This is a genomic window from Kitasatospora sp. NPDC001225, assembly GCF_053597855.1.
Window position 1 is genome coordinate 23,987 of record NZ_JBSFJC010000044.1, and the last position, 12,389, is coordinate 36,375.

The 12,389-nt window shown below is 70.0% G+C and carries 14 protein-coding genes; 1 reads left to right on the top strand and 13 read right to left on the bottom strand.

Annotated elements, in window-relative coordinates; genetic code table 11:
• Nucleotides 1–5: 5 nt before the first annotated feature.
• Nucleotides 6–1,862, bottom strand: coding sequence for a glutamine--fructose-6-phosphate transaminase (isomerizing) (gene glmS / locus ACWDCZ_RS17575; RefSeq protein ID WP_117488219.1), 1,857 nt, complete (start codon nucleotides 1,860–1,862; stop codon nucleotides 6–8).
• A gap of 99 nt (nucleotides 1,863–1,961) precedes the next feature.
• On the opposite strand from glmS, the gene coaA reads away from it, so the two are divergent.
• Nucleotides 1,962–2,957: a type I pantothenate kinase gene (gene coaA / locus ACWDCZ_RS17580; protein ID WP_049649055.1), complete on the top strand. Its 996-nt coding sequence runs from the start codon at nucleotides 1,962–1,964 to the stop codon at nucleotides 2,955–2,957.
• 156 nt (nucleotides 2,958–3,113) lie between these two features.
• On the opposite strand, the gene glmM is transcribed toward coaA, so the two are convergent.
• The 12 genes from glmM to mscL form a co-directional block, all read right to left on the bottom strand.
• A complete protein-coding gene (gene glmM / locus ACWDCZ_RS17585) occupies nucleotides 3,114–4,478 on the bottom strand; it encodes a phosphoglucosamine mutase (protein ID WP_049649054.1) in 1,365 nt (454 codons plus the stop codon).
• Between the two features lie 169 nt (nucleotides 4,479–4,647).
• Nucleotides 4,648–5,157, bottom strand: a complete 510-nt coding sequence (gene rpsI / locus ACWDCZ_RS17590) for a 30S ribosomal protein S9 (RefSeq protein ID WP_049649053.1) — start codon at nucleotides 5,155–5,157, stop codon at nucleotides 4,648–4,650.
• A 45-nt stretch (nucleotides 5,158–5,202) separates the two neighbouring features.
• Nucleotides 5,203–5,646: a 50S ribosomal protein L13 gene (gene rplM, locus ACWDCZ_RS17595; protein WP_030055846.1), complete on the bottom strand. Its 444-nt coding sequence runs from the start codon at nucleotides 5,644–5,646 to the stop codon at nucleotides 5,203–5,205.
• 243 nt (nucleotides 5,647–5,889) lie between these two features.
• Nucleotides 5,890–7,548, bottom strand: a complete 1,659-nt coding sequence (locus ACWDCZ_RS17600; protein ID WP_387967114.1) for an ABC-F family ATP-binding cassette domain-containing protein — start codon at nucleotides 7,546–7,548, stop codon at nucleotides 5,890–5,892.
• Nucleotides 7,549–7,589: 41 nt separating this feature from the next.
• Complete coding sequence (truA, locus tag ACWDCZ_RS17605; protein ID WP_416873595.1) at nucleotides 7,590–8,501, bottom strand: tRNA pseudouridine(38-40) synthase TruA; 912 nt, start codon at nucleotides 8,499–8,501, stop codon at nucleotides 7,590–7,592.
• Nucleotides 8,502–8,590: 89 nt separating this feature from the next.
• Nucleotides 8,591–9,064, bottom strand: a complete 474-nt coding sequence (gene rplQ / locus ACWDCZ_RS17610; protein ID WP_049649050.1) for a 50S ribosomal protein L17 — start codon at nucleotides 9,062–9,064, stop codon at nucleotides 8,591–8,593.
• Nucleotides 9,065–9,190: 126 nt separating this feature from the next.
• Complete coding sequence (locus ACWDCZ_RS17615; protein ID WP_049649049.1) at nucleotides 9,191–10,213, bottom strand: DNA-directed RNA polymerase subunit alpha; 1,023 nt, start codon at nucleotides 10,211–10,213, stop codon at nucleotides 9,191–9,193.
• A gap of 143 nt (nucleotides 10,214–10,356) precedes the next feature.
• Entirely contained in the window at nucleotides 10,357–10,764 is a 408-nt protein-coding gene (gene rpsK / locus ACWDCZ_RS17620; RefSeq protein ID WP_030232513.1) for a 30S ribosomal protein S11, read from the bottom strand.
• A 72-nt stretch (nucleotides 10,765–10,836) separates the two neighbouring features.
• On the bottom strand, nucleotides 10,837–11,217 hold the full coding sequence (rpsM, locus tag ACWDCZ_RS17625; protein WP_049649048.1) for a 30S ribosomal protein S13: 381 nt from the start codon (nucleotides 11,215–11,217) through the stop codon (nucleotides 10,837–10,839).
• Between the two features lie 176 nt (nucleotides 11,218–11,393).
• Nucleotides 11,394–11,507, bottom strand: coding sequence for a 50S ribosomal protein L36 (gene rpmJ, locus ACWDCZ_RS17630; RefSeq protein WP_003956441.1), 114 nt, complete (start codon nucleotides 11,505–11,507; stop codon nucleotides 11,394–11,396).
• 33 nt (nucleotides 11,508–11,540) lie between these two features.
• Nucleotides 11,541–11,762, bottom strand: a complete 222-nt coding sequence (infA, locus tag ACWDCZ_RS17635; RefSeq protein ID WP_003956442.1) for a translation initiation factor IF-1 — start codon at nucleotides 11,760–11,762, stop codon at nucleotides 11,541–11,543.
• A 194-nt stretch (nucleotides 11,763–11,956) separates the two neighbouring features.
• Complete coding sequence (gene mscL / locus ACWDCZ_RS17640; RefSeq protein ID WP_049649047.1) at nucleotides 11,957–12,382, bottom strand: large conductance mechanosensitive channel protein MscL; 426 nt, start codon at nucleotides 12,380–12,382, stop codon at nucleotides 11,957–11,959.
• Nucleotides 12,383–12,389: the final 7 nt, after the last annotated feature.

The window sequence follows — 12,389 nt, forward strand, 5'->3', positions numbered from 1 at the left end:
AGCGGCTACTCGACGGTGACCGACTTCGCCAGGTTGCGCGGCTGGTCGACCTCGTGGCCCTTGGCCGTGGCCAGCTCGCAGGCGAAGACCTGGAGCGGGACGGTGGAGACCAGCGGCTGGAGCAGGGTCGGGGTGGCCGGGATGCGGATCAGGTGGTCCGCGTACGGGACGACGGCCTCGTCGCCCTCCTCGGCGATCACGATCGTGCGGGCGCCGCGGGCCCGGATCTCCTGGATGTTGGAGACGATCTTGTCGTGCAGGATCGACCGCCCGCGCGGCGAGGGCACGACCACCACGACCGGCAGCCCCTCCTCGATCAGCGCGATCGGGCCGTGCTTGAGCTCGCCCGCCGCGAAGCCCTCGGCGTGCATGTACGCCAGCTCCTTGAGCTTGAGCGCGCCCTCCAGGGCCACCGGGAAGCCGACGTGGCGGCCGAGGAACAGCACCGAGCGGGCGTCGGCCAGCGAGCGGGCCAGCTCGCGCACCGGCTCCATGGTCTCCAGGACCTGCTCGACCTGCTTCGGCGCGTCGCCGAGCTCCTTGATGACGGCGAAGATCTCGTCGCCCCACTTGGTGCCGCGCACCTGGCCCAGGTACAGGGCGACCAGGTAGCAGGCGACCAGCTGGGTCAGGAACGCCTTGGTCGAGGCGACCGCGACCTCCGGACCGGCGTGGGTGTACAGCACCGCGTCCGACTCGCGCGGGATGGTGGAGCCGTTGGTGTTGCAGATCGCCAGCACCTTGGCGCCCTGCTCGCGGGCGTGCCGCAGGGCCATCAGGGTGTCCATGGTCTCGCCGGACTGCGAGATGGCGATGACCAGCGTGCCCGGGCCCATGATCGGGTCGCGGTAGCGGAACTCGGAGGCGACCTCGACCTCGCAGGGGATGCGGGTCCAGTGCTCGATCGCGTACTTGGCGATCATGCCGGCGTGGAAGGCCGTGCCGCAGGCCACGATGACGACCTTGTCGACCGAGCGCAGGTCGGCGTCGGAGATCCGCAGCTCGTCGAGGGTCAGCCGGCCGTCGGTGCCGATCCGGCCGAGCAGGGTGTCGGCGACCGCCTTCGGCTGCTCGGCGATCTCCTTGAGCATGAAGTAGTCGTAGCCGCCCTTCTCGGCGGCGGAGGCGTCCCAGTCGACGTGGTACTCGCGCACGTCGGCCGGGGTGCCGTCGAAGTTGGTGACGGTCACGCCCTCCCGGCGCAGCTCGACCACCTGGTCCTGGCCCAGCTCGATCGCCTCACGGGTGTGGGCGATGAAGGCGGCGACGTCCGAGGCGAGGAAGTTCTCGCCCTCGCCGCGGCCGACCACCAGCGGCGAGTTGCGGCGGGCGCCGACGACCACGTCCGGCGCGTCCGCGTGCACGGCGACCAGGGTGAAGGCGCCCTCCAGCTGACGGCAGACCGCCCGCATGGCCTCGGCGAGGTCGCCCGCGTAGGCCTCGCCCAGCAGGTGGGCGACGACCTCGGTGTCGGTCTCGGACCGGAGGGTGTGGCCGCGCTCGGCGATCTCGGCGCGCAGCTGGGCGAAGTTCTCGATGATGCCGTTGTGCACCACCGCGACCCGCTCGCGGTCGTCCAGGTGAGGGTGGGCGTTGGCGTCCGTCGGGCCGCCGTGGGTGGCCCAGCGGGTGTGGCCGATGCCGGTGGTGCCGCCGGGCAGAGGGGTCTCGGCGAGCGACTTCTCCAGGTTGGCGAGCTTGCCCGCCCGCTTGTCGGTGGCCAGGCTCCACTGCCCTTCGGAGTCCTGGACCTGCACCGCGACACCGGCCGAGTCGTAGCCCCGGTACTCCAGTCGCTGCAAGCCTGCGATTACTACGTCGAGGGCGGTCTGAGCGCCCACGTATCCAACAATTCCGCACATGCGTGCCAGCATAAGGGCGGTTCTGTGGCCGTTTTCCCGCCGCGCGGGAACACTGCGTGACCGACACCACAGCCACCGTGAACGCCGCGACGGCTCACAATGGAGCATGTGCTGACCGAACTCTGTACGCCGGGCGCCGCCACGCCCGGCCCGTCCCCGTCCCCCTACGTGGACCTCAGCCGGGCCGAGTGGAGCGCGCTGCGCGAGCGTACGCCGCTGCCGCTGACCGCCGAGGAGGTGGAACGGCTGCGCGGCCTCGGGACCGCCCTCGACCTGGACGAGGTCCGCGACGTCTACCTGCCGCTGTCGCGCCTGCTGAACCTGTACATCCACGCCACGCACGAGCTGCGCGGGACGCTGGGCACGTTCCTGGACACCCCGGACACCGAGCGCACCCGCACCCCGTTCATCATCGGCGTGGCCGGCTCCGTCGCGGTCGGCAAGTCCACCACCGCCCGTCTGCTGCAGGCGCTGCTGGCCCGCTGGCCCGAGCACCCCCGGGTCGAACTGGTCACCACCGACGGCTTCCTGCTCCCCAACGCCGAGCTGCGCCGCCGCGGCCTGATGGCCCGCAAGGGCTTCCCGGAGTCGTACGACCGCCGGGCGCTGATGCGCTTCGTCGCGGACGTGAAGGCGGGCAAGGAGCGGGTCAGCGCGCCGGTCTACTCGCACCTGGTGTACGACATCGTGCAGGGCGAGCGGCTGACCGTGGAGCGCCCGGACATCCTGATCGTCGAGGGCCTGAACGTGCTCCAGCCGGCCCTGCCCGGCAGCGACGGCCGCACCCGCCTCGCGGTGGCCGACTACTTCGACTTCTCGATCTACGTCGACGCCCGGACCGACGACATCGAGCACTGGTACCTGGACCGCTTCCGCAAGCTGCGGCAGACCGCCTTCCAGGACCCGAACTCCTACTTCCGCCGCTTCACCGAGGTGCCGGAGGAGGAGGCGATGGAGTACGGCCGGCAGGTCTGGCGCACCATCAACAAGCCCAACCTGCTGGAGAACGTGCTGCCGACCCGCGGCCGGGCCACCCTGATCCTCCAGAAGGGCCAGGACCACAAGGTCCGCCGGGCCCTGCTGCGCAAGCTCTGAGCCCACCCCGAAGAGCGCCCCCCGACGAGCGCGTCCCGAAGAGCGCGCCCCGACGAGCGCCCCCCGAGGGGCGCGCCCGGGGAGGCACCTCCGGAGGAGCGCACGACACGAAGGGCCCCCGCGGCGCGCGGGGGCCCTTCACCGTGTCTCCGGGGCTCAGCCCAGGTGGGTGCGCACGGCCTCGGCCAGGCGCTGCCCGACCGTCTCGGCCTGTGCCGGGTCGGCGGCCTCGACCATCACCCGGACCAGCGGCTCGGTGCCCGACGGGCGCAGCAGCACCCGGCCGGTGGAGCCCAGCTCGGCCTCGGCCTCGGCGACCGCGGCGGCCAGCTCGGTGCTGGTCCTCACCCGGGACTTGTCGACGCCCTTGACGTTGATCAGCACCTGCGGCAGCCGGGTCATCACGGCGGCCAGGTCGGCCAGCGGCTGCTTGGTGGCGGCCAGCCGGGCGCCCAGCATCAGGCCGGTCAGGGTGCCGTCACCGGTGGTGGCGTGGTCCAGCAGGATCACGTGGCCGGACTGCTCGCCGCCCAGCGCGAAGCCGTGCTCCTTCATCGCCTCCAGCACGTAGCGGTCGCCGACGGCGGTCTCCACCAGCTCGACGCCCTCGCGCTCCATCGCCAGCTTGAAGCCGAGGTTGGACATCACGGTGGCCACAGCGGTGTTGCCGCGCAGGGTGCCGGCCTCCTTCATGGCGATCGCGAGGATGGCGATGATCTGGTCGCCGTCCACCTCGTTGCCCTCGGCGTCGGCGGCCAGGCAGCGGTCGGCGTCCCCGTCCAGGGCGATGCCGAGGTCGGCCCGGTGCTCCTTCATGGCGACGCGCAGCCGGTCCAGGTGGGTGGAGCCGACGCCGTCGTTGATGTTGAGGCCGGTGGGCTCGGCCCCCAGGGTGTGGACCACCTCGGCGCCGGCCCGGGCGAAGGCCTCGGGGGCGACGTAGGCGGCCGCGCCGTGGGCGCCGTCGATGACGACCTTGATGCCGTCCAGGCGGTTGGGCAGCACGCCGATCAGGTGGGCGACGTACTTGTCGAAGCCCTCGGTGTACTCGCGCACCCGGCCGACGGCCGCGCCGGTCGGACGGTTCCAGTCCTCGTCGCCGAGGGTGTGCTTGCGGTAGTGGGTCTCGATCGCGTCCTCGATGCGGTCGTCCAGCTTGTGGCCGCCGCGGGCGAGGAACTTGATGCCGTTGTCCGGCATGGCGTTGTGGCTGGCGGACAGCATCACGCCGAAGTCGGCGCCGAGCGCGCCGGTGAGGTACGCCACGGCCGGGGTGGGCAGGACGCCGACCCGCAGGACGTCGACGCCGGCGCTCGCCAGACCGGCGATGACGGCGGCCTCCAGGAACTCGCCCGAGGCGCGCGGGTCACGGCCGACCACCGCGACCGGCCGGTGGCCGTCGAAGGCGCCGGCCTCGCCGAGCACATGGGCCGCGGCGACCGACAGGCCGAGCGCCAGCTCCGCCGTCAGGCCCTCGTTGGCCACCCCGCGCACGCCGTCCGTACCGAAGAGTCGTCCCACTGTCCCGTCCTCCATCACCACTGCTCGGAACCCAAACCGATGATCCCGGCCGCCGCGCAGTAGCCGGGGAACACGTCGCCCCGGAGTACGCGAGGTACTCCGGGGCGACGGTTTTTCGCGCAACCAGGGGGTGCGCCGCCAGGGCGGACCGCACCCCCGGGGGAGGCGATTAGCGCTTGCTGTACTGCGGCGCCTTGCGGGCCTTCTTCAGACCGGCCTTCTTGCGCTCGACGGCGCGGGCGTCACGGGTCAGGAAGCCGGCCTTCTTCAGCGCGCCGCGGTTGTTGTCCACGTCGGCCTCGTTCAGGGCACGGGCGACGCCGAGGCGCAGCGCGTAGGCCTGGCCGGAGACGCCGCCACCGCTGATGCGGGCGACGACGTCGTAACGGCCGTCCAGCTCGAGGAGCTTGAAGGGCTCGTTCACGGTCTGCTGGTGCACCTTGTTGGGGAAGTAACCCTCGAGGGTGCGACCGTTGATCTTCCACTGGCCGGTGCCGGGGACGATGCGCACGCGGGCGATCGCCTCCTTGCGACGGCCCAGGCCGGCGCCGGGGACGGCCTCGCCGAAGCGGCCGGCCAGCGACTCGGAGGTGTAGCTCTCCTCGGAGGTGTACTCGCCCTCGACGGCCTCAACGGCCTCGTCGAAGTCGACCTCAAGGGTTTCAGTGGTCTCGGCCACGGTGTTCCTCAGCTCTTTTCAGTGTTGGGGGGCTTGGTGGCCGAATTACTGCGCGACCTGGGTGATCTCGAACGGCACCGGCTGCTGGGCAGCGTGGGGGTGCTGGTCGCCCGAGTAGACCTTCAGCTTCGAGAGCATCTGGCGGCCCAGGCTGTTCTTGGGGATCATGCCCTTGATGGCCTTCTCGACGGCCTTCTCCGGGTTGTTCGCCAGCAGGTCGTCGTAGCGCACCGAGCGCAGACCGCCCGGGAAGCCCGAGTGGCGGTAGGCCAGCTTCTGGGTCTTCTTGTTACCGGACAGGTGCACCTTGTCGGCGTTGATGATGATGACGAAGTCACCAGTGTCAACGTGCGGCGCGTAGATCGCCTTGTGCTTGCCCCGGAGGAGGTTGGCGGCCTGGGAGGCCAGGCGGCCGAGCACGACGTCGGTCGCGTCGATGACGTGCCACTGACGCTGGACGTCGCCGGGCTTGGGGCTGTACGTACGCACGGTCGTAGCCTTCGCTTTTCAGTGAGTGAGTCCTGACAGGAGCACCCGGACGGCAGAGCAGCCTGGCCAACCTTGGACGCAATTCAAGGGTGACCGCTGGTCGACGACCTGATGTCTCCGGCGTACCGACCTCTCACGTGAGATAGAGCGAGCCAATACGCACATCAAGCGTCCAGGTTACCGGCCGGATCCGAAGGGGTCAAAAATGGGTCGGCTCCTTCCGGCCGGAGGCCCGGCCGTCACTCAGCGTTCGCGCTCCACGCGGGTCACGTCCCAGACCGGTTCCGGCGACTCGAACACCCGGCCGTCCGCGCCGAACACCAGGAAACGGTCGAAGGTCTTGGCGAACCAGCGGTCGTGGGTGACGCACAGCACGGTGCCGTCGAAGGCCTCCAGGCCGGCCTGCAGCGCCTCGGCGCTCTCCAGGTCCAGGTTGTCGGTCGGCTCGTCCAGCAACAGGGCCGTGACACCGGAGAGTTCGAGCTTGAGGATCATCAGCCGGGCCTGCTGCCCGCCGGACAGCGACTCGAACTTCTGCTCCTCCTGGCGGTCCAGCTCGTACCGGCGCAGCGCCCCCATCGCGGCGCCGCGGCTGAGCGCGTGCTCCTCCTCGACGATCGACCGCACGGTGCGGCCGAACAGCTCCGGGTGGGCGTGGGTCTGCCGGAAGTGGCCGGGCACGACCCGGGCGCCGAGCTTCCAGGCGCCGGCGTGCTCGACGGTCTCGTCCCCCGCGAGCAGCCGCAGCAGGTGCGACTTGCCGGCGCCGTTGGCGCCCAGCACCGCGACCCGCTCGCCGTAGAAGACCTCCAGGTCGAAGGGCCGCATCAGGCCGGTGAGCTCCAGCTGCTCCAGGGTGAAGGAGCGCACACCGGTGCGCCCGCCCTTGAGCCGCATGGTGATGCTCTGCTCGCGCGGGGGCTCCTCCGGCCGCCCGGCCTCCTCGAACTTCTTCAGCCGGGTCTGGGCGGCGGCGTAGCGGGTGGCCAGGGCGTGGCTGACGGCGGCGGCCTGGCGCAGGGTGACGACCAGCTTCTTGAGCTTGGCGTGCTCCTCGTCCCAGCGCCGGCCGAGCTCCTCGAACCGCGCGAAGCGGTCCTTGCGGGCCTCGTGGAAGGAGTCGAAACCGCCGCCGTGCACCCAGACGCTGCTGCCCGCCGCGCCGGACTCCACGGAGATGATCTTGTCGGCGGTCTTGGAGAGCAGCTCGCGGTCGTGCGAGATGAACAGGACGGTCTTCGAGGTGGCCTTGAGGGCCTCCTCCAGCCAGCGCTTCGCCGGGACGTCCAGGTAGTTGTCGGGCTCGTCGAGCAGCAGCACCTCTTCGGGGCCGCGCAGCAGCGCCTCCAGCACCAGCCGCTTCTGCTCGCCGCCGGAGAGGGTGTTCAGGCCGCGCCACTGGGCCTTGTCGAAGGACACCCCGAGGGCCGCCATGGTGCAGACGTCCCAGTCGGTCTCGTAGTCGTAGCCGCCGACGTCGGCCCAGTCGGAGAGCGCCTGGGCGTAGGCCATCTGCGTCTTCTCGTCGTCCTGGGCGATCATCGCCAGCTCGGCGGCGTCCACCGCGCGGGCGGCCTTGGCGATCCGCTCGGGGGCGACGGAGACCAGCAGGTCGCGCACCGAGGCGTCGGCCGGCAGCGCGCCCGGGGTGGACTGCTGGTCCTCGCGGCCGGTGGTGCCGACGAACTGGCGCATCACGCCGAGCCCGCCGCTGATCGTCACCGTGCCGCCGTGCGGCTGGATGTCCCCCGCGATCATCCGGAGCAGGGTGGTCTTGCCGGCGCCGTTGGCACCGACCAGGGCGACCGCGGCGCCCTCTCCGACCCGGAAGGACGCGTCGTCGAACAACACGCGCCCGTCCGGCAGGTAGTACTCCAGGTGCGAAATCTCGACGTGTCCCATGGGAACGATTCTCCCAAGCGGACGCGCCGGGCCAAAACGGATTAACCGATGGCCGGCTGACCGGGCAGGGTCCGCATCCGCCGGGCCGCCCGGTTGCGCTCGGCCAGCTGGTCGTCCGGCGGGTAGCCGACCTCCTCCAGCGTGAGCCCGTACGGCCGGATCACGTTGACGGCGGAGTTGCGCACCCCGCCGGCCAGCACCTCGCCGGGGAACTCCACCGGCCGGTGCCCGTCGCCGACCAGCAGCATCGCACCGACCAGCGCCCGGACCATGTTGTGGCAGAAGGCGTCGGCCCGCACGGTGGCGACCGCGAGCGAGCCCTCCTGGGCGGCGTACGGGTCCACCGGGACGCGGTCCCAGTGCAGCTCCAGCAGGGTGCGGATGGTGGTGGCGCCCTCGCGCTTCTTGCAGTACGCGGCGAAGTCGTGCTCGCCGAGCAGCAGCTTCGCGGCGGCGTTCATCTTCTCCACGTCCAGCGGCCGGTCGTGCCAGAGCACGTGGCCGCGCAGCAGCGGGTCCACCCCGCCGGGGTGGTCGGAGACCCGGTACGCGTACCGGCGCCAGACGGCCGAGAAGCGGGCGTCGAACCCGGCCGGCGCCTCGCCGACCCGGTAGATCCGGACGTCCCCGGGCAGCCGGCCGGCCAGCCGGCGCAGCAGCTTCTCCCGGTGCTCCGCCCACAGCTCGGCCGGCAGGTCGACGTGGGCGACCTGGCCTCGGGCGTGCACCCCGGCGTCGGTGCGGCCGGCCACGGTCAGCGGGAACAGCTCCGGGCTGCGGGTGACGACCTGCAGCGCGCTCTCGATCTCCTCCTGGACCGTCCGGCGGCCGCCCTTCTGGCGGGCCCAGCCGGAGAACTCGGCACCCTGGTAGGCGAGGTCGAGCCGGACCCGGACGTACCCGTCGGCCGGGCCGTCCTTCACCGGCGGCTGCTCGGCGCACTCGTTGACCACTGCTTCTCTTCTCCCGGGACCTCGAAGAACAAGGAACGGGCCCGCTCCCCCATCACTGGGGAAGCGGGCCCGCAACACACCTAGAGGTGTCAGGCCTGCTCGGCCTCGGCGGCGTCGGCCTTGGTCTCCTCGACCTTGGCGTCGGCCTCCTTGACGGCACGCTTGGTGGCGGCCTCGGCCTCGCCGACGGCGGTCTGCGCGACGGTCAGCGCCTCGACCAGCTCGATCACGGCCATCGGGGCGTTGTCGCCACGACGGGGACCGATCTTGGTGATACGGGTGTAACCACCCGGGCGGTTCTCGTAGCGCGGCGCGATCTCGGTGAAGAGGGTGTGCAGCACCGACACGTCGGTGATGGTCTTGCGCACCAGGCGACGGTTGTGGATGTCGCCCTTCTTCGCCTTGGTGATCAGCTTCTCCGCCAGCGGGCGCATCCGACGGGCCTTGGCCTCGGTCGTGGTGATGCGGCCGTACTGGAACAGCTCCCGGCACAGACCGGCGAGCAGCAGCGGCTCGTGGTGCGGGCCGCCGCCGAGGCGGGCACCCTTGGTGGGACGCGGCATGGATTACTCCTTGGATCTCCGACTACGGCCGTATCAGGTACCGCAGCGGGCGTACGGGCACTGTTGCCCGTACGACTTTCACGACGACGGGGGCGGTTCGTGGAACCGCCCCCGCGGCCAATTCTCTCAGTACTGCTCGGTCTCGGCGAAGTGCGAGTCGTCGAGGTCGTCGGCGCCGAAGGCGTCGGCGGCAGCGGTCGGGTCGAACCCGGGCGGGCTGTCCTTGAGGGCCAGGCCCATGCCGGCCAGCTTCGCCTTGACCTCGTCGATCGACTTCGCACCAAAGTTGCGGATGTCGAGCAGGTCGGCCTCGGAGCGGGCGACGAGCTCACCCACGGTGTGGATGCCCTCGCGCTTGAGGCAGTTGTAGGAGCGGACCGTGAGCTCCAGCTCCTCGATCGGCAGCGCCAGGTCGGCGGCCAGGGCGGCGTCCGTCGGGGACGGGCCCATGTCGATGCCCTCGGCGTCGATGTTCAGCTCGCGGGCGAGGCCGAACAGCTCCACCAGGGTCTTGCCGGCCGAGGCCATGGCGTCGCGCGGACGCATGGCGGGCTTGGTCTCGACGTCGACGATCAGCTTGTCGAAGTCGGTCCGCTGCTCGACACGGGTGGCCTCGACCTTGTAGGTGACCTTCAGCACGGGGCTGTAGATCGAGTCGACCGGGATGCGGCCGATCTCCTGGCCGGAGGCCTTGTTCTGGACGGCGGAGACGTAGCCGCGACCGCGCTCGACGGTCAGCTCCATCTCCAGCTTGCCCTTGCCGTTCAGCGTGGCGAGGACCAGCTCCGGGTTGTGCACCTCGACACCCGCCGGCGGGGCGATGTCGGCGGCGGTGACGACACCCGGGCCCTGCTTGCGCAGGTACATCACGACCGGCTCGTCGTGCTCCGAGGAGACGACCAGCTGCTTGATGTTGAGGATGAGGTCGGTCACGTCCTCCTTGACGCCCGGCACGGTGGTGAACTCGTGCAGGACGCCGTCGATGCGGATGCTGGTGACAGCGGCACCCGGGATCGACGACAGGAGCGTGCGGCGCAGGGAGTTGCCGAGGGTGTAGCCGAAGCCCGGCTCCAGCGGCTCGATCACGAACCGCGAGCGGAACTCGTCGACGACCTCTTCGGTCAGCGAGGGGCGCTGAGCGATAAGCATGGGGGGAATCCTCCAGTTGTCTTCGGCACCCACTATTTGATGCCGACAGGACCAAGCGTACGGGCTCCCGTAGGCAGCGACCAATCACTGCGTGGGAGCCCGTACGAGGTTAAAACATCACCCGCGTGCCCGAAGGCGCTGCGTCAGACGCGGCGGCGCTTCGGCGGACGGCAGCCGTTGTGCGGGGTGGGGGTGACGTCCTGGATCGAGCCGACCTCCAGGCCGGTGGCCTGGAGCGAACGGATCGCGGTCTCGCGGCCGGAGCCCGGACCCTTCACGAAGACGTCGACCTTGCGCATGCCGTGCTCCTGCGCGCGACGGGCAGCGGCCTCGGCGGCCATCTGCGCGGCGAACGGGGTCGACTTGCGCGAGCCCTTGAAGCCGACGTGGCCGGCGGAGGCCCAGGAGATCACGTTGCCCGCGGGGTCGGTGATCGAAACGATGGTGTTGTTGAACGTGCTCTTGATGTGCGCGTGGCCGTGAGCGACGTTCTTCTTTTCCTTGCGGCGGATCTTCTTCGCGCCGGCAGCCTGACGACCCTTGGGGGGCATAAGTCTGTTCTCCTACTGAGGTGGTCGGTCCGCTGACCCGCGGGCCGGAGGGATGTCCGGTTACGGGACGGACTACTTCTTGCCCGGCTTCTTCTTACCGGCGATCGCGCGACGCGGGCCCTTGCGGGTACGCGCGTTGGTGTGGGTGCGCTGGCCGCGGACCGGCAGGCCGCGGCGGTGACGCAGACCCTCGTAGCAGCCGATCTCGACCTTGCGGCGGATGTCGGCGGCCACCTCACGGCGGAGGTCACCCTCGACCGTGTAGTTGGCGTCGATGTACTGGCCCAGCTTGACGAGGTCGTCCTCGGAGATGTCGCGAACGCGGACATCCGGGTTGACACCGGTCTCGGCCAGGGTCTGCTGGGCGCGGGTACGGCCGATGCCGTACACGTACGTAAGGGCGATCTCGATCCGCTTCTCACGGGGGAGATCAACGCCGGCGAGGCGTGCCATTCAAGGCTCCTGTGGTTCTTCAGAGGTCTTGCGTGCTACCTACTCCGACACCTCACGGTGAGGGAGCCCCGGCCTCTGACCGGGGGTGGCAGTCCGTCCGGGAACGGACGGATCGGGTAGCCCGCTTATGACGTTTTCGCGTCGCGCGAAGTACTACGAGAAATGCTGAAGAGTGATCAGCCCTGGCGCTGCTTGTGGCGCAGGTTGTCGCAGATCACCATGACCCGGCCGTGGCGGCGGATCACCTTGCACTTGTCGCAGATCTTCTTGACGCTCGGCTTGACCTTCATGTTTCAGGTTCTCCGGGTCTAGATCTGACGTTCTTACTTGTAGCGGTAGACGATCCGCCCGCGCGTGAGGTCGTAGGGGCTGAGCTCCACGACGACCCGGTCGTCCGGCAGGATGCGGATGTAGTGCATGCGCATCTTGCCACTGATGTGCGCGAGGACCTTGTGACCGTTCTGCAGCTCGACCTTGAACATCGCGTTCGGCAGAGACTCGATCACGGTGCCCTCGATCTCAATGGCGCCTTGCTTCTTAGCCATGAACTGCGAGATCCACCTTCCGGGACCGGCTACCGTATGCGGAACGCTCGTGCGAACCTGGGTTCACCCCTTCCCCGGGGGGAAGAGGGCGCGCTGAAGCACGCTACGAGTGAGCCGACGGTCCATCCTACGCCAGCGCGTCCGGTGCACCAAAACGGGGGTCCCGGAAAGCGGTCGCCGTCACATCTGCTACGTCAGGCCTTGCTGAGGACCGTCAGCGGCTCGACGTGGGCGGTGCAGGCCGAGCAGCGGCGGGCGGCCTCGGGGATGTCGGTCAGGCACTCGGGGCACGGGCGCTTCGGCGTCTTCGGCTTCTTCGGCATGTAGCGCGCGGTCGCCTTGGTGATCGGCAGCACCACGCAGAAGTACAGCACCGCGGCGGTCATGAAGAACGCGATCAGCACGTTGAGGAACTGCCCGTACGGGAAGGTCACCCCCGCGATGTGCGCCTTGTACGAGCTGAAGTCGCCGGCGGCGCCGACCACCACACCCACCAGCGGGGTGAGGAAGGCGGACACGAAGCCGGTCACCACCGCGGTGAACGCGGCACCGATGACCACACCGACCGCCATGTCGACGACGTTGCCGCGCATCATGAAGTCGCGGAATCCCTTGAGCACGTGCTCT